Source organism: Endozoicomonas sp. Z74 (assembly GCF_057680865.1).
This window is the reverse complement of record NZ_JBLYZI010000020.1, coordinates 1-23,698: the sequence shown is the minus strand read 5'-3', so window position 1 is coordinate 23,698 and position 23,698 is coordinate 1. Positions and strand designations below refer to the sequence as shown.

General features: G+C 49.3%; 28 protein-coding genes. 16 read left to right on the top strand and 12 right to left on the bottom strand.

What is annotated here, in order from left to right:
* Positions 1-126 precede the first annotated feature (126 nt).
* The 4 genes from ACNRUY_RS08120 to ACNRUY_RS08105 all read right to left on the bottom strand — a co-directional run bounded on the left by ACNRUY_RS08120 (position 127) and on the right by ACNRUY_RS08105 (position 2,222).
* Complete coding sequence (locus ACNRUY_RS08120; protein ID WP_488111153.1) at positions 127-858, bottom strand: OmpW family outer membrane protein; 732 nt, start codon at positions 856-858, stop codon at positions 127-129.
* Positions 859-930: 72 nt separating this feature from the next.
* The gene (locus ACNRUY_RS08115; protein WP_488111152.1) at positions 931-1,479 is read right to left on the bottom strand and encodes a gamma carbonic anhydrase family protein; all 549 of its coding nucleotides are present in this window, start codon (positions 1,477-1,479) and stop codon (positions 931-933) included.
* A gap of 213 nt (positions 1,480-1,692) precedes the next feature.
* Positions 1,693-1,974: a type II toxin-antitoxin system RelE/ParE family toxin gene (locus tag ACNRUY_RS08110; RefSeq protein ID WP_488111151.1), complete on the bottom strand. Its 282-nt coding sequence runs from the start codon at positions 1,972-1,974 to the stop codon at positions 1,693-1,695.
* Positions 1,971-2,222, bottom strand: a complete 252-nt coding sequence (locus ACNRUY_RS08105) for a CopG family ribbon-helix-helix protein (protein ID WP_488111150.1) — start codon at positions 2,220-2,222, stop codon at positions 1,971-1,973. The genes ACNRUY_RS08110 and ACNRUY_RS08105 overlap by 4 nt, the downstream gene beginning before the upstream one ends.
* A 251-nt stretch (positions 2,223-2,473) precedes the next feature.
* On the opposite strand from ACNRUY_RS08105, the gene prlC reads away from it, so the two are divergent.
* The gene (gene prlC, locus ACNRUY_RS08100; protein WP_488111149.1) at positions 2,474-4,501 is read left to right on the top strand and encodes an oligopeptidase A; all 2,028 of its coding nucleotides are present in this window, start codon (positions 2,474-2,476) and stop codon (positions 4,499-4,501) included.
* Positions 4,502-4,595: 94 nt separating this feature from the next.
* Positions 4,596-4,850: a YheV family putative zinc ribbon protein gene (locus ACNRUY_RS08095; protein ID WP_488111148.1), complete on the top strand. Its 255-nt coding sequence runs from the start codon at positions 4,596-4,598 to the stop codon at positions 4,848-4,850.
* 30 nt (positions 4,851-4,880) lie between these two features.
* On the opposite strand, the gene ACNRUY_RS08090 is transcribed toward ACNRUY_RS08095, so the two are convergent.
* The gene (locus ACNRUY_RS08090; RefSeq protein WP_488111147.1) at positions 4,881-5,531 is read right to left on the bottom strand and encodes a hypothetical protein; all 651 of its coding nucleotides are present in this window, start codon (positions 5,529-5,531) and stop codon (positions 4,881-4,883) included.
* Positions 5,532-6,653: 1,122 nt separating this feature from the next.
* Between ACNRUY_RS08090 and coxB the strand changes: the two genes are divergently transcribed.
* The 4 genes from coxB to ACNRUY_RS08070 all read left to right on the top strand — a co-directional run bounded on the left by coxB (position 6,654) and on the right by ACNRUY_RS08070 (position 11,039).
* Positions 6,654-7,844 (top strand): cytochrome c oxidase subunit II, encoded by a 1,191-nt coding sequence (gene coxB / locus ACNRUY_RS08085; RefSeq protein ID WP_488111146.1) that lies wholly within the window; start codon positions 6,654-6,656, stop codon positions 7,842-7,844.
* A gap of 11 nt (positions 7,845-7,855) precedes the next feature.
* Positions 7,856-9,451 carry a cytochrome c oxidase subunit I gene (gene ctaD / locus ACNRUY_RS08080; RefSeq protein ID WP_488111145.1) on the top strand — a complete coding sequence of 532 codons (1,596 nt, stop codon included), beginning with the start codon at positions 7,856-7,858 and terminating at the stop codon, positions 9,449-9,451.
* 40 nt (positions 9,452-9,491) lie between these two features.
* The gene (locus ACNRUY_RS08075; protein ID WP_488111144.1) at positions 9,492-10,070 is read left to right on the top strand and encodes a cytochrome c oxidase assembly protein; all 579 of its coding nucleotides are present in this window, start codon (positions 9,492-9,494) and stop codon (positions 10,068-10,070) included.
* A gap of 78 nt (positions 10,071-10,148) precedes the next feature.
* Entirely contained in the window at positions 10,149-11,039 is an 891-nt protein-coding gene (locus tag ACNRUY_RS08070) for a cytochrome c oxidase subunit 3 (protein ID WP_488111143.1), read from the top strand.
* 6 nt (positions 11,040-11,045) lie between these two features.
* On the opposite strand, the gene ACNRUY_RS08065 is transcribed toward ACNRUY_RS08070, so the two are convergent.
* A complete protein-coding gene (locus ACNRUY_RS08065; protein WP_488111142.1) occupies positions 11,046-11,261 on the bottom strand; it encodes a DUF2909 domain-containing protein in 216 nt (71 codons plus the stop codon).
* A gap of 63 nt (positions 11,262-11,324) precedes the next feature.
* On the opposite strand from ACNRUY_RS08065, the gene ACNRUY_RS08060 reads away from it, so the two are divergent.
* The 5 genes from ACNRUY_RS08060 to ACNRUY_RS08040 all read left to right on the top strand — a co-directional run bounded on the left by ACNRUY_RS08060 (position 11,325) and on the right by ACNRUY_RS08040 (position 15,512).
* Positions 11,325-12,068 carry an SURF1 family protein gene (locus tag ACNRUY_RS08060; RefSeq protein ID WP_488111141.1) on the top strand — a complete coding sequence of 248 codons (744 nt, stop codon included), beginning with the start codon at positions 11,325-11,327 and terminating at the stop codon, positions 12,066-12,068.
* The gene (locus ACNRUY_RS08055; RefSeq protein ID WP_488111140.1) at positions 12,061-12,657 is read left to right on the top strand and encodes a hypothetical protein; all 597 of its coding nucleotides are present in this window, start codon (positions 12,061-12,063) and stop codon (positions 12,655-12,657) included. The genes ACNRUY_RS08060 and ACNRUY_RS08055 overlap by 8 nt, the downstream gene beginning before the upstream one ends.
* Positions 12,658-12,795: 138 nt before the next feature.
* Positions 12,796-13,866: a COX15/CtaA family protein gene (locus ACNRUY_RS08050; protein WP_488111139.1), complete on the top strand. Its 1,071-nt coding sequence runs from the start codon at positions 12,796-12,798 to the stop codon at positions 13,864-13,866.
* Positions 13,867-13,887: 21 nt separating this feature from the next.
* Positions 13,888-14,844 carry a heme o synthase gene (gene cyoE, locus ACNRUY_RS08045; RefSeq protein WP_488111138.1) on the top strand — a complete coding sequence of 319 codons (957 nt, stop codon included), beginning with the start codon at positions 13,888-13,890 and terminating at the stop codon, positions 14,842-14,844.
* 35 nt (positions 14,845-14,879) lie between these two features.
* A complete protein-coding gene (locus tag ACNRUY_RS08040; protein ID WP_488111137.1) occupies positions 14,880-15,512 on the top strand; it encodes an SCO family protein in 633 nt (210 codons plus the stop codon).
* Positions 15,513-15,576: 64 nt separating this feature from the next.
* Here the strand turns inward: ACNRUY_RS08040 and ACNRUY_RS08035 are convergent, their stop codons facing one another.
* From ACNRUY_RS08035 to ACNRUY_RS08015, 5 genes are all read right to left on the bottom strand, one after another.
* Positions 15,577-17,007 (bottom strand): hypothetical protein, encoded by a 1,431-nt coding sequence (locus tag ACNRUY_RS08035; protein WP_488111136.1) that lies wholly within the window; start codon positions 17,005-17,007, stop codon positions 15,577-15,579.
* 204 nt (positions 17,008-17,211) lie between these two features.
* Positions 17,212-17,997: a zinc ABC transporter permease subunit ZnuB gene (gene znuB, locus ACNRUY_RS08030; protein WP_488111135.1), complete on the bottom strand. Its 786-nt coding sequence runs from the start codon at positions 17,995-17,997 to the stop codon at positions 17,212-17,214.
* The gene (gene znuC / locus ACNRUY_RS08025; RefSeq protein WP_488111134.1) at positions 17,997-18,827 is read right to left on the bottom strand and encodes a zinc ABC transporter ATP-binding protein ZnuC; all 831 of its coding nucleotides are present in this window, start codon (positions 18,825-18,827) and stop codon (positions 17,997-17,999) included. The genes znuB and znuC overlap by 1 nt, the downstream gene beginning before the upstream one ends.
* A gap of 15 nt (positions 18,828-18,842) precedes the next feature.
* Positions 18,843-19,325 carry a transcriptional repressor gene (locus ACNRUY_RS08020; protein WP_488111133.1) on the bottom strand — a complete coding sequence of 161 codons (483 nt, stop codon included), beginning with the start codon at positions 19,323-19,325 and terminating at the stop codon, positions 18,843-18,845.
* A gap of 116 nt (positions 19,326-19,441) precedes the next feature.
* Complete coding sequence (locus tag ACNRUY_RS08015; RefSeq protein WP_488111132.1) at positions 19,442-20,431, bottom strand: homoserine kinase; 990 nt, start codon at positions 20,429-20,431, stop codon at positions 19,442-19,444.
* A gap of 39 nt (positions 20,432-20,470) precedes the next feature.
* Here ACNRUY_RS08015 and ACNRUY_RS08010 point away from each other — a divergent pair, with 39 nt between their 5' ends.
* On the top strand, positions 20,471-20,617 hold the full coding sequence (locus ACNRUY_RS08010) for a hypothetical protein (RefSeq protein ID WP_488111131.1): 147 nt from the start codon (positions 20,471-20,473) through the stop codon (positions 20,615-20,617).
* Here ACNRUY_RS08010 and ACNRUY_RS08005 read toward each other — a convergent pair.
* Positions 20,591-20,995 carry a DUF2782 domain-containing protein gene (locus ACNRUY_RS08005; RefSeq protein ID WP_488111130.1) on the bottom strand — a complete coding sequence of 135 codons (405 nt, stop codon included), beginning with the start codon at positions 20,993-20,995 and terminating at the stop codon, positions 20,591-20,593. The two genes, ACNRUY_RS08010 and ACNRUY_RS08005, sit on opposite strands and share 27 nt — an antisense overlap.
* Before the next feature lie 466 nt (positions 20,996-21,461).
* Here ACNRUY_RS08005 and ACNRUY_RS08000 point away from each other — a divergent pair, with 466 nt between their 5' ends.
* The 4 genes from ACNRUY_RS08000 to ACNRUY_RS07985 form a co-directional block, all read left to right on the top strand.
* Positions 21,462-21,701, top strand: a complete 240-nt coding sequence (locus ACNRUY_RS08000; protein ID WP_488111129.1) for a type II toxin-antitoxin system CcdA family antitoxin — start codon at positions 21,462-21,464, stop codon at positions 21,699-21,701.
* On the top strand, positions 21,688-21,978 hold the full coding sequence (locus tag ACNRUY_RS07995; RefSeq protein ID WP_488111128.1) for a CcdB family protein: 291 nt from the start codon (positions 21,688-21,690) through the stop codon (positions 21,976-21,978). Before ACNRUY_RS08000 ends, ACNRUY_RS07995 begins: the two co-directional genes overlap by 14 nt.
* A 411-nt stretch (positions 21,979-22,389) precedes the next feature.
* A complete protein-coding gene (locus ACNRUY_RS07990) occupies positions 22,390-22,956 on the top strand; it encodes a hypothetical protein (RefSeq protein ID WP_488111127.1) in 567 nt (188 codons plus the stop codon).
* Between the two features lie 103 nt (positions 22,957-23,059).
* A partial coding sequence (locus ACNRUY_RS07985) for a transposase (RefSeq protein WP_488111126.1) occupies positions 23,060-23,698 on the top strand: 639 nt, incomplete at its 3' end.

The window sequence follows — 23,698 nt, the reverse complement described above, 5'->3', positions numbered from 1 at the left end:
ACCTGATGGGGTTATCGGCAAGACAGACTTAATGATGATTTTAGAACTGGGTCATGAGAATAAAGAGGGGAAGCTATTTGGAATAGAGCATGAACTTCATGCACCATGCTCTGTCGGGTAGCAGGATCAGAACTTCCAGCTGGCACCCAGGGTGAAAATGATGGGGTTCATCTCCAGCTTTAATTCATCTCTGGCCTGATCACGGGTAGGACCTGCCTGGTAAGTTGAAAACTGGTAGGCAGCATCTGTTTTCAGGTGCATATAACTGATAGAGCCAGTAAGTGAAAAGTTTTCTGTCATATCGTAGCTGGTGCCAGCCGTGACATACCAGGTTAGTTTATTATCAATCTCAAAGTCTTCAACAGCATGGCCCTTATAGTTTAAAAGTGTATCTGTACCACCATCATAAAAATAAGCGAAGGCGAGCCCTCCTCCTATAAATGGATGAAAATTTCCATCCAAAGGTAAAACATACTCACCACCAAACTTGGCAAGCAACATAGTAAACTTCCCGGCAACACCGTATGGATCATCTTGTTGGGCGGGACCTCCACCACCACTTAAATCCGCGTTTGATAAAATAACTTTTGGTGACATAACGCCTTTCATTGGAGTGTAAAAACTACCAATAAAAGAAATATGCTCATTCCATGGTTTTACTACAGAAAATTTAAGGGCTTCCATGGTATCCATTTCTTGATCGATAGTATCTCCACTTCTTGGAGTATCTCCAATGAAAGCTCCAACGTTACTTTTTGGCTTTAAGAAAGCACCTTCAAGTCGGAACTCAACCTCATTGGTATAAGCGGTACCAGACATACACAGCAAAAAAGCTAACGATAAAATCCTTTTTATCATTTTATTTCCCTTATGGTTCAGATTGGCTACTCCAGATTACAGAGTAATCTTTTTTGGAGCAATAATGCTTTTCTATCCGTCCAGGTATTTATCTTTAAGGTTGACATAGTTATTGGCAGCGTATTGAAAATACTTTCGCTCTTTTTCTGTCAGGGCCCGGGTTTGTTGAGCCGGGTTTCCTTTGTAAACATAACCGCTTTCCAGTCGCTTTCCGGGAGGAACAAGGCAGCCGGCGCCTACAATAACCTCTTCTTCGATCACTGCTCCATCAAGAACAATGGCACCAATACCGATCAGACAGCGATCATGAATGGTGCAGCCATGTAACACCGCCTTGTGACCAACGGTGACATCACTGCCAATGTTGAGGGGGTAACCCCCGGGGTTGTAATCACTTGAGTGGGTTATATGGAGAACCGCACCATCCTGAATGCTGGTTCTTCTGCCAATACGAATGGAGTGCATATCTCCCCGGACGACCGCAAATGGCCAGACAGAGCTGTCATCACCAATAGTGACATCCCCCAATACGACGGCGGAGTCATCCACGAAGACGTTCTGGCCCAGCTCTGGGGTTTTACCGTTAAAGGGCCTTATTGCATTGCTTATGGTGTTATTCATGGAAAGACCGGGCTGATGGTTACTGTTTTCATGGTGTTTTTTATGGAGCGTGGGCTCTCACCCTGACACTGGCAAGCGATTCTGACAAGTACTTTTAAAAAGTGATAACAGGCTCTCAACCAAAGCAGGTTGCCTTGTTGGTGTGTTCGCAACATACATAGAGTCTGACTGTGTATTTCAGTATCCGGAAAATAATAGACACTTCACCTTTTTTCACCAAGTTGGCCATTGTTGTCTATGGTGGGGCACAAAAAGAACTGTGACCAACTCATCACTAACACAGTACACAACTGTCAAAGGGGTATCTGGCACAACAAGCTCCCTTGTGCCATGTATTTTCCCCTGCTTTCCCTCCAGCGGGTTATCTGCAAGGGATAAAGCGGAGGCCTTAACCTGGTTAATCATTCTTTTTCCTGCGGAAGGGTTGCGGTGTGCCATATACTCCTTGAAGCTCTGCAGATCGCCCATGGCCGCTTTTGCAAAAACAACCTTCAATGTTCTTCTCCCAAAAGTCGGGCAAATTCCCTTTCTGCTTTCTCATCGCTGAGTATTTCCAGTTTTCCCGCTCTGGCAAGATCAAGTCTTCTTTGAGTCTCTTCCAGTATCCAGCTATGGTGGGCTATATATTCCTCCACAGCCTCTTTCATAATGAAATTTGCATCGCGCTTGCAGATTTCCGCCAGCCGATTAACGGCTTCGCTTGTTTCTTCTTCAAGCCTGATAGATCGTGATTTTGTGGGCATTTTTCCCTCTGAATACAATAGGTTTTTTTGTTTTCAAAATATGCTGAGATGGGGGGGCTGTCAAATTCCGCTACCCGTCTACCACTGCCTGAAAGCCATGGACTGCATGGAGGTGAGGAATTCTTCCTGTCCTACGAAGGCCATGGAAAACAATCAATTACGCTTGAATTCATCGGCGGCTGCACCCACCATAACGACTGTGCCTACTAAAAAAGTAGAATGCCCCGTCAAAAGCAAGAAGAGTCTTTATTATGAGCAATCCCCTGCTGGAATCCAGTGAGCTGCCCCCCTTTTCAACCATTCTGCCCGAGCACGTCAAGCCTGCGGTTGAGGCGATCATTCACGATAATGAAAATGCCGTTGCCGACCTTCTGGCTTCGGGGGGGGATTACCAGTGGAGCAACCTGCAGGAAGTTCTGGACTCACTGGATGACCGGCTCAGTCAGGCCTGGTCTCCTGTCAGCCATATGAACGCAGTGGTTAATAGCGACGCCTTGAGAGAGGCCTATAACAGTTGTCTACCCATTCTCTCGGAGTACAGTACCCGTCTGGGACAAAACCGTGAACTCTATGAAGCCTATCAGGCACTGGCGGACTCACCGGCGTTTCAGGGCTTGGAACAGGCCCAGAAAAAGGTGATTTCAGATTGCCTCCGTGACTTCAAACTGGCCGGTGTCGCCCTGGAAGATGAAAAGAAAGTCCGTTTTGGTGACATTAAAAAGCAGCTATCGGAATTAACCAGCCAGTTCTCCGATAATGTACTGGATGCCACCATGGCCTGGAGCAAACTGATCACCGACGAGTCCGAGCTTTCAGGCCTGCCTGAAACCGCTCTGGCTGGGGCAAAACAGTTGGCAGAATCAAAAGAGCAGCAGGGCTGGCTACTTAACCTGGACTTTCCCAGCTACTTTCCGGTCATGACATATTGTGATAACCGTGAACTTCGTCAAGAGGTGTACACCGCGTTCTCCACAAGAGCGTCCGACCAGGGGCCCAATGCAGGAGAGTTTGATAACTCTGAGCGTATCAACGAGATTCTGAAGCTGCGCCATGAGCTGGCTCTGCTGCTGGATTTTAACAATTATGCGGAGTACTCCCTGGCCACCAAAATGGCGGAGTCACCGGATCAGGTGGTGAGCTTTCTGGAAGACCTGGCTACACGGAGTAAACCTCAGGCAGAAAGAGAGCTTGAGGAACTGAAAGCCTTTGCCCGTGATGAGTATGAAGTGGAGACACTGGAAGCCTGGGATATCGGTTACTATGCAGAAAAGCTGCGACAGCAACGCTATTCCATCTCTCAGGAAGAGCTGCGCCCCTGGTTCCCGGCAGAAAACGTCATCAATGGTATGTTTGAGGTGGTCAACCGTCTCTACGGGGTCACGTTTGAAGTGGTTGAAGGTGTCAATACCTGGCACCAGGACGTTCGTTTTTTCAATATTACCCGCCAGGGAGAAGTGATAGGTCGCTTTTATCTTGACCTGTATGCCCGGGAGCATAAGCGGGGCGGCGCCTGGATGGATGTCTGCCGGACCCGCTGGAAGATGGATGACAAAACACAGTTGCCCGTGGCCTACCTGACCTGCAACTTTACCCCGCCCGTGGGCGAAAAACCTGCCCTGTTGACCCACGATGAGGTGGTTACCCTGTTCCATGAGTTTGGTCATGGCTTACACCATATGCTCACCCGGGTGGATTATGCGGCGGTATCCGGTATTGGCGGCGTAGCATGGGATGCCGTTGAGCTGCCCAGCCAGTTCATGGAGAACTGGTGCTGGGAAAAAGAAGGGCTGGCGATGATCTCCAGTCATTTTGAAACCGGTGAACCCCTGCCAGAAGCCATGCTGGATAAACTACTGGCGGCAAAAAACTTTCAATCAGCCATGATGATGGTCCGGCAACTGGAGTTTTCACTGTTTGATTTCAGGCTGCATAAAGAATACCGGGAGGGCATTGAGGTTCAGGCCACGCTGGATGAGGTCCGAAAGCAGGTTGCAGTGGTGATCCCGCCTGCCTTCAATCGGTTCCAGAACAGCTTCAGCCATATTTTCGCGGGCGGGTACGCTGCGGGTTATTACAGTTACAAATGGGCGGAAGTGCTGTCGGCGGATGCATTCTCCCGCTTTGAGGAGGAGGGGATTTTCAACCAGGAAACCGGTCGTTCTTTCCTGCAGGAGATACTGGAAAAAGGCGGCTCGGCAGAGCCCATGGAACTGTTTGTTAACTTCCGGGGCAGAGAGCCACAGATCGACGCTCTTCTCCGTCACAGCGGGATAGCCTGAGCTTTTATATTGGCTATGGGCATTTTGCTCTTAAGCCAAAATAGACAGGGGAGCCAGAGTTTTCCCTGTCTGATTGAATAATCTGGATGCCATCATGAAAACCAAACGTTTTATAGCCGGAGCCGTTTGCCCTGCCTGTGGTGAAATGGATACGGTTCGAATGTTCCGCAGTGAAACCGGGCGTGATTACCGTGAGTGTGTTGAGTGTGGCTTCAGCGATGCCATGGAGGTGGATCCCAGACTGGAAGGGGCGTTGCCTGAAGCCAGAATTGACCGGGAAGAAACCGTTATGGAAGACCATGTGGATGTGGTTCGCATGGTCGATTTTTCAGAAAACAAGAAGCACTGACTGAGCTCTGCACCTCTGCACCTCTGCAGCTCAGGCTGCAGAGGTGAATTTCAGTTCAATGCCCAGGTTGTTGGAGAGGCAGTGCCAGCGGGACCAGATGGTCACCCACTCCTCCGGGCTGCGGTGACAGACAAAGTCCCTGAAGTTTTTCTCATTGTAAATGGCTTGGGATCGCATCATCTGCTGGACGGTTTTTTCCACAATGGTATCCAGCTCATTGGCGAAAGGTTCTCCCAGAATGGAATGAATGATCAGGTTGGCCCAGGTCATGCTCATGGGAATCAGGGTCGACCCGGTTTTTATAAGATATTGGTCGTTTACTTCCTCAATCAGCCGGTGAGCGAAGTAGGCTTTATCCAGCAGGACATCCAGCCCATTTAAAGGTTGCTCCTGAAGCAGTGGCGCCAGGAAGTTCTCTTCTGCTATATCCAGAAACGGATGGATAAAACTCAGTATTCCTGCTTCGTCGGAGGCCTGATAAAGCGCTTCCAGAAAATCAGGCACATGGTCAATATATTCAACAACAAATTTCAGCAGCGTATCACAGGCGTTCTCTTCGGGAAGCTCAATGGTGTGATGCAACAGCTCCATCTGGTCATTTATCAGCTTGCGAAGGTGCCCGCTTTCCGCTTCGAGCCTGCTGGCCCGCTCAATTAAATCGCGGATTGCCTGCACATCCATCAGATATCCCCCTATCAATCCCTAGGCATGGGCTAGATGCATACGAGACCATAGTGCAAAAAATAAAACAAGGCTGTTTAAATACTCCTTTTTCATAATTTTATTTTTTTTTATAAATAAAAATTTTTTGCAGAAAGACTCTGTGGGGGGCGCTTTGTTGGTATTTCGGCAGGGCTTGTGTGGTCAAAAAAATGGCACACAATATGTGCTGTGCCAACTCCATTTCTGAAGGAAGGTTGTGGTGAACCGTGGCGTATTTCTGGCATGAAAAATGACAGTGAAAATAAATGGGTAGCGATAAAACCGATCCTCACTCCAGGAGGTTTGGACCTTAGCAGGCACGGGAGAAGAGGTATCGATAGCAGGGATTTTGCAAAGTAGCAGAGGCTATCACACCTGTTGGTAATTGCCGGTTCAGGGCTGGTTGAATTACTTTTATTGCCCTTGCTGCGTCATGAGGGGTGTCAACATTAATCAAACAATAAATGTCGTTTGATTACAGGCTGTTATAAGCATTGATAGCAAATGATTTATAAATATTTTAAACGACTTCAGTTGTTTTTTTCAAATGATGATTTCCTTTTTCTTCTGCATGTTGTTTAATGGGGTTCTGAAACTATACTCTATGAACGATTATTGTCAGACTTTGAGTGCTGTTTCAGTGCATTAACTTCGGGGTTTTCCTCTTATGGGGCCAAGCTTGGGAGTTGAGTTACGGGGTGTTCCTGTACGTTTGGGGTATCGGATTTACAGGCAGGTGTTTGAAAGGTGTTTGGCTTTGTCTCAATACTTCTCGCACATTTGCACTTGATTAGATGTAGTGGGGTTTTTCAGGTCAGATCGTTCGCTGGATAACTTCTCTCACAGACTCTATTGCCTGCTTCCCGAAGTGTGGAAGTGCTGAGGTTGGAGGTGTCTGGAGTGACAGGTTATTCGGCAGTTGCAAGTAAAAAGACCAGTGGACAGGTCAACAAAACATGGCGTTATTCAGCCGGGGGAGCCCGCTTTCAGCAAGAGCCTTCCTGTCTGTTTAAACACCTCTGAAATGCAGCAAAAAAAGTCTGCACAATAATAATAAGAAGTTTCCGCTGAGATCAGCGGACAGTCAGGGGATGTAAGGGAATGATGCAGCACGCGAAAACTCTCTTTCTTCTTATTGCGGGATGGGCTGTGACAGGCAGTAGCCGTGCTGCATGGGAAGTTAATATGACCGAAGGTGTTACGGCGGTCAGCCGTAATATTTACGGGCTTCACATGACCATATTCTGGATCTGCGCCGTGATCGGCCTGATCGTCTTTGGGGTCATGTTCTACTCTATTTTCGTTCACCGGAAGTCCAGAGGCGCCAAGCCTCACCCGTTCCACGAGAGTACGCTTGTGGAGATTATCTGGACGACCATTCCATTTTTAATTCTTGTGCTGATGGCCATCCCGGCCACCAAAACCCTGGTTGAGATTTATAACTCCGATGAAGCGGATATTGATATCAAAATTACCGGCTATCAGTGGAAATGGCAGTACGAGTATGTGGGCGAAGGGGTCTCCTTTTTCAGTAATTTAAGTACACCCAAAGAGCAGATTTATAACCGCCGTAACAAGGATACTAATTACCTGCTTGAGGTGGATGAGCCTCTGGTGATTCCGGTGGGCAAAAAAGTGCGTTTTCTGGTGACGGCTGCGGATGTTATTCACTCCTGGTGGGTCCCGGCTCTGGCGGTGAAAAGAGATGCTATTCCCGGTTTTATCAATGAGGCCTGGACCAATATTGAGGTTCCTGGAACCTATCGAGGCCAGTGTGCAGAGCTTTGTGGGAAAGACCACGGTTATATGCCCATTGTTGTGGAAGCAAAAAGTGAAGCGGACTATCAGGCCTGGTTGAACGATAAAAAAGCCCTGGCTGCCAAAGAACGGGAGCTGACCAGTAAACAGTGGACCATGGATGAGCTGATGGATCGGGGTAAACAGACTTATCTGAAAGTCTGTGCTGCCTGTCACCAGCCTACGGGTCAGGGCATGCCGCCGGTATTCCCGTCTCTGGTGAAGACGCCAATGATCACATCCCGTGACCAGATTGGCGCTCATGTGGATATTGTTATGAACGGCAAAAAAGGTTCCGCCATGCAGGCTTTTGCAGGCCAGCTCAGTGAAGTGGACCTGGCGGCGGTGATCACCTATGAGCGTAACGCCTGGGGGAACAACACCGGCGATATGATCACCCCCAAAGAAATTGTGGAGTACAAGAAGACCGGCAAGTATGTAGAAGACCCGGGTAAGAAGCAGGCTATGCCTGACATCAAACAGGCCAGCCTGTAAGGAGCATTGCCATGACTGCTGTGACAGACCCTCATTCCCAAGATCATCACGACGAGCACCACCATGGCCCTGCAAAGGGGATCATGCGCTGGGTGCTGACCACCAACCACAAAGACATTGGCAGTATGTATCTGTGGTTCAGTTTCATCATGTTTCTGACCGGTGGCGCTATGGCCATGATTATCCGGGCTGAGCTGTTCCAGCCTGGACTTCAGATCGTCGAGCCGGCGTTTTTTAACCAGATGACCACCATGCACGGCCTGATTATGGTCTTCGGTGCGGTGATGCCGGCTTTTGTGGGACTGGCTAACTGGATGATCCCCATGATGATTGGCGCACCGGATATGGCCATGCCCAGGATGAACAACTGGAGCTTCTGGATTCTGCCCTTTGCGGCCCTGATGCTGGTTAGTACCCTGTTTATGGAAGGGGGCGGGCCGAACTTTGGCTGGACTTTCTATGCTCCGTTGTCCACGGACTATGCTCCGCCTTCAACGACGTTCTTTATCTTTGCCATCCATATGCTCGGGGTGTCATCCATCATGGGGGCGATCAATATTATTGCCACCATTTTGAACCTGCGGGCACCGGGCATGACCATGATGAAAATGCCGCTGTTTGTCTGGACCTGGTTGATTACGGCTTACCTGCTGATTGCCGTAATGCCGGTTCTGGCCGGTGCCGTCACCATGATGCTGATGGACATCCACTTTGGCACCAGTTTCTTTAATGCCGGTGGTGGTGGCGACCCGGTACTGTTCCAGCATATCTTCTGGTTCTTCGGGCACCCGGAAGTCTACATCATGATTCTCCCCTCCTTTGGGATCGTATCGGCGATTATTCCAGCCTTTGCCCGTAAACCCCTGTTTGGCTATACGTCCATGGTTTACGCCACCGCCAGCATTGCTTTTCTGTCGTTTATTGTCTGGGCGCACCATATGTTTACGGTTGGCCTGCCGCTGGTGGGTGAGCTGTTCTTCATGTACGCCACTATGCTGATTGCCGTACCCACGGGGGTGAAAGTATTTAACTGGGTGACCACCATGTTCCGGGGTTCCATGACCTTTGAAACGCCGATGTTGTACTCTGTGGCTTTTGTGGTTCTGTTTACCATCGGGGGCTTTTCAGGGCTTATGCTGTCTATTGCCCCGGCTGACTTCCAGTACCACGACACCTATTTTGTGGTGGCCCATTTTCACTATGTGCTGGTGCCTGGAGCGATCTTTGCCATCTTTGCTGCCACTTATTACTGGCTGCCAAAATGGACTGGCCATATGTACGACGAAACCCTGGCCAAGGTGCATTTCTGGATGTCGTTTATCGGTATGAACCTGACTTTCTTCCCAATGCACTTTGTGGGGTTGGCGGGCATGCCGCGAAGGATTCCGGACTACGCGCTGCAGTTCGCCAACTTCAATGAAATCTCCAGTATCGGCGGCTTTATGTTTGGAACCACGCAGCTGCTGTTCCTGTTCATTGTGATCAAGTGCATCAAGGGTGGGGCAAAGGCTGAAGCAAAAAGCTGGGAAGGGGCTGAAGGTCTGGAGTGGAGCGTGCCTTCTCCGGCACCCTATCATACCTTCAGTACCCCACCGGATGTGAAGTGAGCGACTGATAAGAAAAATAAAAAGTCCCGGGAGCCGTTCTATGAGCGATGGCAACATGGATAAGAGCAAGGAAAAAAAAGACTCGTCTCTGGAGAGCTCAACCCGGAGAACCTTGATCCGTTCAACTTTGGTGGCGGGGGGCATGTTTGGCTTTGGCTTTGCCATGGTGCCGCTCTACAACGTGTTTTGTAAGGTGACCGGTCTCAATGGCAAGACCGATCCGGATCCTTACCAGTACAACGCTACCCAGGCGAAAGTGGACACTACCCGTGAGATCAAGGTGCAGTTTGTCGCCACCAAAAACTCAGGAATGACTTGGGATTTTGAGCCCAGCATTCCCCAGGTGACGGTTCATCCAGGGGAAGTGGGAGAGCTGAGTTTTCTGGCGAGAAACCCCACGGACCGCCGGATCATCGGGCAGGCTATTCCCAGCGTCACCCCTTTTGAGGCGACCAACTTCCTCCACAAGGTTGAGTGTTTCTGCTTCACCACTCAGACCCTGGAGGCCGGGGAAGAGAAGGTGATGCCGTTGAGGATTATTGTGGACCAGGCGCTGCCAAAGCATTTAAAAAAGCTAACCTTGTCCTACACACTGTTTGATGTAACCCATTTGAGCTGATCGCTGATCTGTTAAGACAAGACGGCAATCTATCTTCAGGGAGAGAGGGTGTACTCCCCGCCAAACCAGGAGAGGATGATGGCTAACGAAGGTTCCTATTACGTTCCGGCCCAGAGCAAATGGCCGATTATTGCTTCCATTGGCCTGTTTCTGACACTGGCCGGTGCCGGCATGATGATGAATGACATGAGTGCCGGGGTGAAAGACTCCAGTGCCCACTATGTCTTCTATGCCGGTGGCCTGATCATGGCCTGGATGCTGTTTGGCTGGTTCGGCAATGTGATCCAGGAGTCCCGCTCGGGCCTCTACAGCCAACAGATGGATCGTACGTTTCGCTGGGGCATGTTCTGGTTTATTTTTTCAGAAGTGATGTTCTTTGCCGCACTGTTTGGCACTTTATTTTATGTGCGTACCTTTGCCGTGCCCTGGCTGGCCGGGGAAGGTGATGGCGCAATGACCCACGAAATGCTCTGGCCAGACTTTGTAGCGGACTGGCCATTGATGCTGAACCCGGATAATGAACGCTTTATGGGGGCTGCGGGCACTGTTGACCCCTTTCACCTGCCACTGCTGAATACCCTTTTGCTGGTGGCTTCCAGTATTACCCTGACGCTGGCACATCATGCCCTTCGCAAGAATGAGCGTTACAAGCTGAAGCTCTGGATGATTATCACCCTGGTGCTGGGCTTTGCCTTCTTGTTTTTTCAGGCAGAGGAATACATTGAGGCTTACAACGAACTTGGATTGACATTAAGTGCCGGCATCTATGGCTCCACCTTTTTCCTGCTGACCGGGTTCCATGGTGCCCATGTCACCCTGGGAGCCATTATGCTGGCGGTGATGCTGGCGAGAATCTACAAAGGGCACTTCGAGGCGGACGATCATTTCGCCTTTGAAGCTTCCAGTTGGTACTGGCACTTTGTGGATGTGGTGTGGGTTGGCCTGTTTATTTTTGTCTACCTGTTCTGACCGGGGTTATCGGTAAAGCCAGGGCGCCTGGCTGTGGATATCTCCATGGAGCCAGGCGATGACAATCAGCGCCATAATCAGGGCCGTAAGGCTGATTCGTACAATCAGGGAGCGCAGCAGGTTAGGCGAGTTGCTGCGGCCGGTCAGGAGAAAATAGAAACCGGCTGCCAGGCTCACCACTACTGCCAGAAAAAGAATAAGAACAGCGACTTTTATCCACATATGGGTACCCCGCTTTTATTGTAAGCACAGTATGACATAGCAAACCGTTGGATGGTTCACTGGATGTCTGGATTCAGATTGAAGTTGACTCTATTAGTGACAGCCCTCTTCCCCCTGCTGACCGGCCTTGGGGTCTGGCAGCTGTCCCGCTTTCAGGAAAAGCGGAATATTGAACAGATCTATGAGTCCCGTCAGTCCATGAGTCCCGTGTCCATTGCGGTAGCCGGACAGTATGAAGACCCCCTGTACCTTCCTGTAAACGTCAGCGGTCACTTTGTGGCGGATCAATACTTCCTTCTGGATAACCAGGTGTTTCAGGGACATGCAGGCTATGAACTGATCATGCCTTTTGTCACCGATGAAGGGCAATGGTTATGGGTTAACCGGGGTTGGTTGCCAGCCGGTAACCGGGAACAAATGCCTGTTGTTCATACTGACTCAGAGCGCCTGACACTCAGTGGAATCCTATATCAGCCGTTGGGCAAAGCCTTTCTATTATCCGATGAGCTATGGCTTGAGCAATCGGATCAGGAGTGGCCAAAAAGAATTCAGACCATCGATTTTGCCCGGATGGCGCTGGCATTGAACAGAGATGTCAAAAAACACGTAAAGACAGAGATGCCCTTTTTTATGGTGGTTCTGAATAAACCCCAGCCCGGGGCGGAGCAGTACCGTCCTGTCATGGTGAACATGAGGTCGGAAAAACACCTGGGGTACGCTTTTCAATGGTTTGCCATGGCGCTGGTTTTGGCAGGGCTCTATGGGTATCACATGGTTCGTTCTGGAAAAGGAGGTGGGCATGCCTGAAATGATGGATAAACATCGGGATCGTCGAGGCAAATGGCAACTGGCGCTGGTTATCCTGATCCCCTCTCTGGCCATGGGGCTGGCCTGGGTGATGTATTTTACCGGATTGTGGCTTCCTGAAGGCAGAACCAATAAAGGGGAGTTACTGCTGCCTCCTGCCCAGCTGGGGGATTTGCAACTGATGAGGGGGTTGGAACGAATCGAACCTGAGGCGACGGAAGGGGTATGGCGACTGGTGGTGTTTGGAAGCCCCGGCTGTGAGGAGCAGGAGTGTCAGGACAGCCTCTATAAAACACGACAGGTGCATATTGCATTGGGGAAAGAGGCCGAGCGTGTGGTTCGACTGTATGTGGCTCCGGCTACGCCCATGCTTGACCCCCACCTGGAACAGCAGCATCCGGGGGTTTTATGGCTGAGCGCTTCAGAAGCCATGGTCAGGAAAACCATTGGCGTGGATCACTGGCCCCAAAACCGGTTCTTCGTCATTGACCCCCTGGGCAATGTCATTATGGGCTATCAGGCCAAACAGCCGGGGGGGGATTTGTTGAAAGACCTCCGGAAATTGCTTAAAGCATCCAATATTGGCTAGCACCCATTTATTGGGTACTAAATGATTATTTTACGGCTGTGGTGGTTTTTATCCGGTAGTTATTGGGTAAAGACTGACCGGTCGGTGAGTGGAACCACATCCACCCTTTTCATGGTAAACAGACCCCGGGAGTTTGAGATGAAAAAAAGAGGGTTTTACCTGGCTTTACTGGCAACGCTACTGGCCAGTCTTGTTGTTGGTCTTGGAGCTTATACCCGGCTGGTTCATGCAGGTCTTGGTTGCCCCGACTGGCCGGGCTGTTATGGTTTTTTGACGGTACCGGAAACAGAGCATGAGATTGCCCGGGCAGAAATGCTGTTTCCCGAAGCGCCGGTGGAGTCTGATAAAGGCTGGGCGGAAATGATTCACCGCTATGTGGCGGGTTCGCTGATGCTGCTGGTGATGGGGATTGTTTTTCAGGCACTCAGACATCGTGGTTTGCCTGGGCAGCCCATAAAACTTCCATTGTTTATTCTGGCGCTGATCATTCTTCAGGCCGCCTTTGGTATGTGGACAGTGACGCTTAAATTGTGGCCACAGGTGGTGACGGCGCATTTACTGGGTGGTTTTGCCACTTTCAGTCTATTGTTTTTACTGACACTGAGACTCTCCGGTGTGCAGTGGTCAGAGCTTTCAAGTCATGCTTCCAGAAACGGCTCCGGGCTGAAGGGGTTACGGTTTCTGGCGGCTGCTGGTCTTCTGGTGGTGGTGGCTCAAATCAGTCTGGGCGGCTGGACCAGTTCCAACTATGCGGCACTGGCTTGCCCTGACCTCCCTTACTGTCAGGGGCAGTGGTTTCCCTCAATGAATTTTACCGAGGGTTTTGATATCGGCCAGTCCATCGGACCGAACTATCTGGGTGGGCAGCTCCATGCTGAGGCGAGAACCGCCATTCATTTTTCGCACCGTCTGGGGGCTCTGATTACGACGCTGGTTCTGGTGTTGCTGGTTATCTCTTCATTTCGCACCGCCAATGCTATTAGTACTGATAAAGCAATGGCCCCGGCGGAAAGTGTCAGCCTGAAAAGGTTGGCAGTGCTGATTCTGCTGGCATTGCTGATTCAGGTAACCCTTGGGTTGAGCAATATTATCTGGAGTTTGCCCCTGGCCGTGGCTGTGGCCCACAACCTGGGAGGAGCCTTGCTGCTACTTACCCTGGTGGCAATGAACTATCGGCTGCACATTAAGCCAGTGGCTTCGAATCCGTAGCGGTAAAAGGAGGATGGAACGATGAGTCAGAGTAACTCTCAACTACACCGCAGAACCGAGTTGGCAGGAAGTGCCCGTTTAAATGCCCATAGTGAGAGAAAAAGAGCAAACGCCAAAGATTATCTTGAGCTGACCAAACCCAAAGTGGTTGCCCTGATGATTCTGACCTCGGTGATCGGCATGTGTCTGGCCACTCCGGGCTGGGTTCCAATGCAGGTGATGGTGTTTGGTAATCTCGGGATTGCCCTTTGTGCCGGGGCTGCAGCGGTCATCAATCATGTAGTGGACCGACAGATTGACACCATCATGGCCAGAACCCATAAGCGACCTGTGGCTACCGGCCGGGTTGAACCTCTGCAGGCGATAGCCTTTTCGGTACTGCTCGGGGTGATCGGGATGACACTTTTGATCACCCTGGTGAACCCGTTGACCGCCTGGCTCACGCTGGCCTCCCTGGTGGGGTATGCGGTGATCTATACCCTTATTCTCAAGCGGGCCACTCCCCAGAATATCGTGATTGGCGGTCTTGCCGGTGCGGCTCCTCCGTTACTGGGGTGGACGGCAGTGACCGGACAATTTGACGGTCACGGTTTATTGCTGGTGCTGATCATTTTTGCCTGGACGCCACCCCACTTCTGGGCGCTGGCAATACATCGCAAGGATGAATATGCCAAAGCAGATGTACCCATGCTTCCGGTTACCCACGGCGAGGCCTACACCAAGCTGCATATTCTGCTGTATACCCTGGTGATGGTGATTGTCTCTGTGCTGCCTTTTCTGACCGGAATGAGTGGTGTGATTTACCTGGCTGGGGCGCTGACACTGGGGGGACGTTTCCTGTTCTGGTCCATCGTTCTTTTGCGCAACAGTCGTCCTCATGCCGCCATCAAGACGTTTAAATACTCCATTACTTATTTAATGTTGCTGTTTGTGGTCCTGCTGGTGGATCATTATTCGTTCTATCTCTGGGTGGATTAATGGAGAGTGCTGTGGGAAGTCAAAGGAGTAAGGCTGTGAGGAAAACTGCATATCTGTTGCTGGCGGCGGTGGCTGTTGTTCTGGGTTTGACCTTCAACAAGTTTCTGAATAAACCGGCTTTATCAAAAGAACAGTTGCAGCAAATGGGGGCGGTCCTGTTTGATGCGCCCCGTTCATTTACCCTGGAGGGATTGGTGGATCATACCGGGGCTTCTTTCAGCGCCGGGCGGTTGAAGGATCAATGGACACTGGTCTATTTTGGCTACACGTTCTGCCCGGACATCTGCCCCGCTACGCTCAGCCAGTTGAACAAGCTGGATGGGCTATTGAAAGAAAAAGACCCGAAGCTGGCGAAGAAAATGCAATATGTCATGGTCTCTGTGGATCCGCGGCGTGATACGGTGGAAAAACTGAAAGGGTACGTGCCCTACTTCAACAAAGACTTTATCGGAGTGACGGGTGGGGTAAAAAGTATCCACAGCCTGGCGGTTCAAATGAATGTTCCCTATACCCCGATAGTGGACCCGGAAGATGAATTTTATTTGGTGGATCATGGCGCCAATCTGGCTCTGATCAATCCTAAAGGGGATTACCACGGCTTTATTCGCCCACCATTGGAGCCTTCCAAGTTATTGAAAGTGATGGAAGCGGTTGATCAGAGGTTTTGAAGTGGGTGGAAAGGGACACTCCCACACAACCGTGTGGGAGTAATGAGGCTAGTTTTGCTTCATACTAGCTAGACTGCTTACTTGAGAACCACTCTTGAAGTTGTTTTGCCAGATCCTCCTTTCCGTCTTTTCTCAGCATGTCTACCACTCTTCCAGTGGCGGCCTCATTTTTCATTTGCTCTAAATACTCTTTTGATAATGCTCCTTTCATTATTTCCAAGTACTGTGCCTCAGTGTTCACGACGACCTGGTTTCGCTCCTCTCTAGTTACGTCGTGCTCATCAAACGCCTTATTTATCAGCATCTCATTTCTTAAAATATACTCCGAAGCACTTTTTTGAATGCCATATTTTTTCCTGATTAAAGAGCATAGGGCTTCTTTATGCCCTACTTTGTCTTCAGGTATAGACTTGCTTAGTTTTTTAATAATTTGATCAATAAAATTTGTAACAACTAATTGTTTATCAAATAGTGTGTTATTTTCCTGCCTGAAGTTTTTTACTGTTTGCCATTGTGGAGTTCTTTTTGTTGCTTTTTTATAAGCATCTTTTGCGAATAAGAAAAACTCTTGATTCAGATCTTGAAATCTATCTTCGTCTGAAAAAACTAAAGTCTTCAATTCATTTCTTAGAAAAGACTCGGTACATCCCCAATATGTTTCTTGGAGAAATTGATCAACAGTCATATCTTTTATGTCATTAGCATCCATCCAGTTGGTCACTGCGGATACAGCTTTTCCAGGGCTGGATGGTTTTGAGTGATCTCTTCCTGAATGGTTTGTCTTTTCTGAAGATGTTGAGGCTTGCGTTTCGCTTTTACTTTCTGATTTTATGATTTTGTTTTCCTTTATTCTTGCCTCTTGCATTTTTTTGTTTGTTTCGGCTTCAATTTGATCAAGTGTTAGACCCCTACCTTTTTTAAGAGCGACACCATTTTGTTTAAAACGTGCTAATAAAATGTCATTCAAAGATGTCGTAGCTGGTGCCTTAGCGCTTGTCGGGCGTGGGGCAGAGCCACGGTGCACTGACTGGTAATCAGGACCAGGCGGTGGTGGCGGTGGGGGGGCTGACGGAGCCATTGGCGGTGGTGGAGCAGCTGGGGCCACTGGCGGTGGAGGTGGTGCAGCTGGTGGCTGTTTAGGTGGTGCTGGCGGTGGAGGTGGTGCCGCCAGTGGTTGTTCAGGCGATATAAAAGAAGGCTTATGGTCTTGGTCGCTTGCAGTAGAAGGGGGATCTGTTTTATCAGCAGTTCTATCCGACACTTTCCGGTTTGTACCAGATTTACCTAGGTGAGGCTCCATGTCAAAATCTGAATCAGCTTTTGGGGTGGATATGGCAACCTTAATTCCTGAGCGTGTTGAACCGTTCTGATTTTTTAGTTCATTTGTGAAAGCTTTTTTTTGAGCTTTATTCAATTTACCATAAATCGCTTTTTGCTCAGGATTCATATCTTTATACGGTATATATGGAAGTTGGATTCCAGGCCCAATATTCATAACTAACTCCTCTTACAATCTTGGAATCAAAAGTTTTATTACTGATTAGTATTGTCCATAGTATGGCCATTGACTCTATTAGACGTTGGTTGATAAGGCTGTAAACGGTGTTTTTATAATATAAAACCGACTTTACGCAGCCCTTTGATGAAATGAGCGAGTCAAATAATTGACCCGCTTATTCAAATCATTAAAAACTCTAGCCTAGGAATGCCTGGGTATCAGCTGGCTGAATAAAAACAGCAGAAAGCTGGTCACCACTACGGAAGGCCCGGCTGGAGTATCCAGCTGCCAGGAAGCCGCCAGTCCCCCGGAAACCCCAAGCAGACCCAGAACTCCGGCAAATACCGCCATTTGCTCCGGGGTTCGGGCCAGTCGTTGGGCGGTGGCTGCGGGAATAATCATCAGTGATGTGATCAGCAGAACCCCGACAATCTTCATGGCGACGGCAATCACCAGTGCCATTAGCAGTGTCAATGTCAGCCGTAACCGCTTGACAGGAACGCCCTCCACCTGGGCCAGCTCAGCATGGACCGACATGGACAGCAGAGGTTTCCAGAGCCCTATCAGCACCGAAAGCACCAGCAGGCCCCCGCCGTAGATCCAGTAAAGGTCAGTGGGGCCAGTGGCCAGAAGGTCGCCAAACAGATAAGCCATCATATCCACCCGGACATTGTCCGCAAAGCTGACAGCAACCAGCCCCAGAGACAGACTGCTGTGGGCCAGAATACCCAGCAGGGTATCGGAGGCAACCCTTTGTTTTTCCTGAAAACTCACCAGGGCCAGCGCCAGAATCAGGGAGCATAGAATCACCGCAAGATTGAGGTTGATATCCAATAGCAGTCCCAGGGAAACCCCCAGCAAAGCCGAGTGTGAAAGGGTGTCGCCAAAATAGGCCATTCGTCGCCAGACCACAAAACAGCCGAGAGGGGCAGCCAGAATAGCGACGCCATAACCGGCCAGTAAGGCATACAGCAGCAGGTCAGACATTACCGGGCTCCTTCTTTGTCAGGAGAAGGGCTGTTAGAAGGGCTATGGGGATGGTTATGGGTGTGTTCAGCATCTGAGCCGGGCGCTTCAATGATGTGTCCGTCCACGCCATGATGGTGGTCGTGGTGGTGGGTATAAATGGCCAGTTCGTCAGACTCTCCCCCAAACAGCCGCAGATAGGCCGGGTGTTTCCTCACCTGATGAGGGTGCCCTGAACAGCAGACATGCTGGTTGATGCAGATCACTTTGTCGGTAGAAGCCATGACCAGGTGCAGATCGTGGGAGACCATCAGCACTGAGCAGTTTTCCTGGTGTCGGGATTCATCCCGAAGGTCGGTGATCAGTTGATACAGCTCTCTCTGGCCGTTGACATCCACGCCCTGGACCGGCTCATCCAGCACCAGCAGATGGGGCTTATGCAGAAGTGCCCGTGCCAGAAGCACCCTTTGTTGCTCCCCGCCGGACAGTGATTGCAGAGGAGAGTGAATGACATGAGCCACTCCGGTTCGTTCCAGGGCATCCCGGATGGCCACCAGGCGGCAACCGGTCAGGGAGAGAAAGCGCTTCACCGTCAGGGGCATGTTGTGGTCAACATGCAGTTTCTGGGGCATGTAACCAATACGGAGTCCTTTCCGGATCTGCCTGGATCCGGATGAGGGTTCCTGGAGTCCAAGGGCTATGCGCACCAGGGTGGTTTTTCCGGCACCGTTAGGGCCGATCAGGGTGACGATTTCGCCAGGATCCACCTGAAGCGAGACGCCCGTGAGCACCTCCCGACCCCGGTATTGCATCCGGATATCAGTGAGGGTTAGCAGGGGGGACGGAGTCATGATCAATAGTTTCCCTCAGGATGCCCGGCAGTTGGTGCACAGGCCCGTCAGCTCAATAGCCGCTTCTTTAATGGCAAATCCATGGTCGCTGGCACAGGTTTGAATGGCCTGATTAATGCCAGGATGCTCCACCTCCAGGGTGGTCCGGCAGTGCTCACAGATAAGAAAGCAGCCCCGGTGTGGCTCTCCGGGGTGGGGGCAGCCCATATAGGCGTTGATGGATGATATCCTGTGAACCAGCCCCTGCTCCTGTAAAAAATCCAGGGCGCGATAGACCGTTGGAGGTTGTGCCGTTCTGGACTCCTCCCTGGCGAGGGAAGCAAGAATGTCATAAGCCCCCACCGGCTGATGATTCTGCCATACCAGTTCCAGCACCTTTTCTCTCAGTGCCGTCAGCCTCACCCCCCGGTGCTGGCAAAGGCGCCGGGCCTTATTCAGAGCATCCTGTATACAATGCTCATGGTTATGGGAGCGATAGGGATCGGTGTGTTGAGTCATTGGTCTCGGGATCAGGCATTACACAAATAACGTTATATCATAACATCTGAACCCGGACTGAACCTGCTTTTATTTAGCCATTACCTTTGCGTTACTTTCCGAACTTATACCTGGCCTTATGGCAGCGCCGGGACTACTGATTCGGTGCGCAGTTTCAGCATATCCCGGAATTCATCCGGATCCAGGAACGCTCTGACCAGGCTCTCTTGATGTTCATCATCCGTGGGCTTTTCAGGATGAACAAAGGTGATGATTCTGGATATCCAGAACCGGAACGCGGCGAGCCTCAGTATCAGCGGCCATGCGGCTTTCTCCTCCTCAGTAAAGGGGCGAACCTGGCGGTAGGCGTTTACAAGGGCGTTAAACCGGTCAGGGTCCAGCTGCAGACCGTCGGTAAGACACCAGTCGTTAACGGTGACAGCCAGGTCGTAGATTAGCCAGTCGTGACAGGCCTGGTAGAAGTCAATCACCGCTGAGATTTTTCCCTGCTCCAGAAGCACGTTGTCATGGAACAGATCGCCATGAATCAATCCTTCCGGGAGATGGGTAAATGGGCGGAGAGACTGTGAAATGTCCTGCCACTGCGCCTTCATGTATTTGGCATCTTCCGGGCTCAGCAAAGGTTGCAGGCGTTTCTGCTGTTCATCGAGCCACAGCAGGCCTCGCTGGTTTTTCTGGTGCAGATGGGATTTTTCACTCACGGCGTGAATCCGGGCCAGCATCGTACCCACCTGGGCGCAGTGATCGGTTGTTAAAGCGGTTGGGTCTGGATGCTTTCCCCTGAAGCACTGAACGATCAGAGCCGGTTTGTTTTTCAGGGTATGCAGTGCCCTGCCCCTGATATCCCGAACCGGGTTGGGAACCGGTAATCCATCCGCCTTCAGCTCATCCGTATACGCGATGAAAAAAGGAAGGGTCTCTGCCGGCAGGTACTCAAAAAGCGTCAGGACATAACGGGTCCGGGTGCCCTCTTTGACCACATCAAGGAAGTAGTTGGTGTTTTCCACCCCGCCCTCAATGCCGGTGAAATGCTCCAGCTGGCCAATATCATAAAGGGTCAGAAACTGTTCTATATCCTGCTGGCTTAAATGGGTGTAGACCGACATATTATCTCTACTGTATCCCTGCTCAGGTTGGTAAAAGCCATGAGCCGTTATTTGTACCAGGCGCTTATGGCTGTTTATTATCGCTGTATTATCATGACTGACGACAAAATAGAAAGCGTCTCTGAAAAACGACAGAAGACGCTGTTCAATAAAGACGCTTTACTTCCATTCAAAGACCGTCCATGAGGGCACCAGCATTCCTCTTTTCGTCGGATCAATGGGGTTTCCCTGGTTGTCTGAGGCCACCAGAAAATAGGGAGGGCCAATTTTCGGGATCACCTGAATCGCATAAAGCTGCCCGCCAATCCGATACTCTTTATAGGTTCTGGTCTTGCCAGCACGGATCACCACCTCAGTATCTGAGCGTCGCTCCAGGGAGTCCGGACGAAGATGCCTGGGGATTGACTGGATATCGTGCTCAGTCATTACTGCTGCTTTATCCGTGGAAACGGCAGCACCCTGATCTGGCTTCTTTCCCTCAGGCGGCTGTTTTCCATCCGGTGCTACGGCACAACCGGCAAGGAATACGGATAACATCATCAGGCCGATAAGATGCTGTTTCATAATGAACCTCAAAATAGCCCTGGGTCTCAAAGTCAGGGGAATTATAGAGTAGCTGGCAGGGATAAAGGAGGAGGAATTGGCTGCGGCGCTTTCTTCTTGAGTTTGTGCTCAAGAGTGCATGGCTTCAAAGAGATGGCTGTGAGAAAGGTCAATATAATGCCCATTTTTCTTATGGTACGATAGGTCAGTTTTATGCAAAAGATGGCCGTGTATACAAGTGAGCCGTCCTTCCTGAGCAGTCTTGAAAATGGAAAGCCGGGCGGTAGCGTTCTCGCTTTTTTCTAAGCAGCCAGAGGTCTGCTTGTTGGCACGATTCAAAAAAAGTTGGATGGGGTTCCAGTTAGTTTCAGGCGGTTGTAAACAAATTTATTCCTTTAAAAGAGAAGGAGCCATTTTTTAGTGTGAAGAATCAAGCATAAAGGTATATATAATATATGCTTACATGAAGTATTCACTGGAGGTAAGCATGACTAAAACACGAACCACCGTCACCATCGATGAAGCATTACTGGAAGACGCAAGAAAGCTGCCAGTGCCACCACTGTCCAATTTGTTTGAGGAGTCTGTCAGGGCTGCGGTAAAAAAAGCCCGGGAGCAGCAATGGCTCGAAGAAAACCGGGAGGCCATTGCAGAGTATAACGAACGAATCCAGCGTGACGGCATGTTGAGCGACTGGTATGGAGTCAATACTGATGACGCAGTTTGATGTATTCAGGGTTGAGAAGCGTTATGTGGTAATGCTCCAGAGCCATTTTTTTCCACTTGAAAGCTGTGTGGTTGCTCACCTTCTGCCCCTGGATTCATTGAAGCTAAAGGTAAGCCGATTAATGCCTGTGGTGAATCTGAATAGTCAGGAATGGGTTGTGGATATACCCACCTTGTCAGCGATTCACAGGCACCGACTCAAGTACCGGGTAGGCAGTATCAAAGAGAGCCGCAGTGATCTGATGACTGCACTGGATGTTTTGTTTACTGGAATATAAACCTGGCCGTACTGTGAGTTTGAAGCTGAAAGCTCTGTTGAAGCTTTTCAGAATGACTAGGTTACAGACTTCCTGACGAAATTCTATATCGATGGCGACCTGCACGTCTTTTATTAGCATCATTTTGAGATGACTGGTTTTCAGCAGACTTTTTACTTGATCATCCATTGATGCAACTACAACGGATGAGTAATATTGGAAAAATATTACTTAAAAAAACCGGAAAGTTATTTTGCATCAAAGAGATTCGGTGTAATGTGAATTTGGCAATATATCTCATTTTGAGTTAATAAGAACGGTATTGGGTGGATATCTCTTAGTTTTAGTTTTTTGTCCCTAGTATTCGATATTGCTCGGTTTGAGATCTAGTAGCTGTTAGGATTCAATACACAAAATACATCAGAGGAGAAAATGGACTTTAAAATTGTAATAAGTATTATTGGCGCATTAGCAAGTATTTTTGCAATCTATAAAGTTATAGTTGATGTCATACTTGCAAAATCTGCAAAAAGAAGGGATGAATATGAATTCTCAAAAAAATTCCTAGATGATCTTAATAATAGTGAAACGCACCCATTTATTATTGAAAAAGGTTTCTTTGCATTAACTGGTTATGATCTTAAAATATCTGAAATTAAATACCTTTTAGAAACTGATTCACCAAGCCTAAATATTAGGCGAAGAAAACTATCAGAAAAATTCATAGAGTTTGATGAGGAAGAAAAAAACTATGTCTGGAAAGGAGTTTATAGAAATAGATTTTTTAATAATAATGCCGTTACCTTATATTTTTACTCTTATTTAATTGCTTGTGGCGTTGGCATATTGCCAATATATATTAAAGGGTTGTCTGTTTTATCAAATATATCCATTACAGCTTTCTGTGCTTCTTTCTTGGTAATAGCGATATCATGTCTAGTAAATATGGAAGACATGAAAGTAGCGAAAAAATTCACCAAAAATCTAGCAGAAGCCTAACCAGGCATTGAGCCTGTAGAAAAACCTCTGGCGAAGCTGCTAACCAAGACATGGCCTGGTAAAATAACGACACACGCCCCTTATAATCATTAAAGCCCAAGCCATGCCTAAGTTTGTGCCGTACAACACTCATCAACACCTGATGATTCCGGTGAATCTCTCTGAACAGCTGGTTTCCGGTACGTTTGAGTACACTCTGAATTACCTGGTCGACCATGAAATAGATACCTCCATCTTTTATGATCATTATCGGAATGACGATGGAGGCCGCCCCGCTTACGATCCGGCCATGCTGTTGAAAGTGGTGCTATTTGCTTATTCCCGTGGTATCACTTCCAGCCGCCAGATTGCCAAAGCGTGTCAGGAGAATGTCGTTTTCATGGCATTGTCTGCAGACAGTCAGCCCCACTTTACGACCATTGCTGACTTTATCAGTCGCCTGCAGGGGCCAGTGAGTTTGCTGTTTCTGCAAATCCTGATGATCTGTGATCAATTTAATCTGATTGGTCGTGAGATGTTTGCTATTGATGGGCGTAAAATGCAGGAGTTACCCACGAATTGTGGACACCCCGCTAAGTTAGATTACAGTCTAACTGGGAGGTGTATCATGAGCCGATATAGAAACCCTGCTTATACCGAAGAGTTCCGAAAAGAAGCTGTTCGTCTGGCAGGCTTACCAGACCACAAAGCTTCTGCTGTTGCTGAACAGCTCGGTATCAGCGTACAGCAGATCTACAATTGG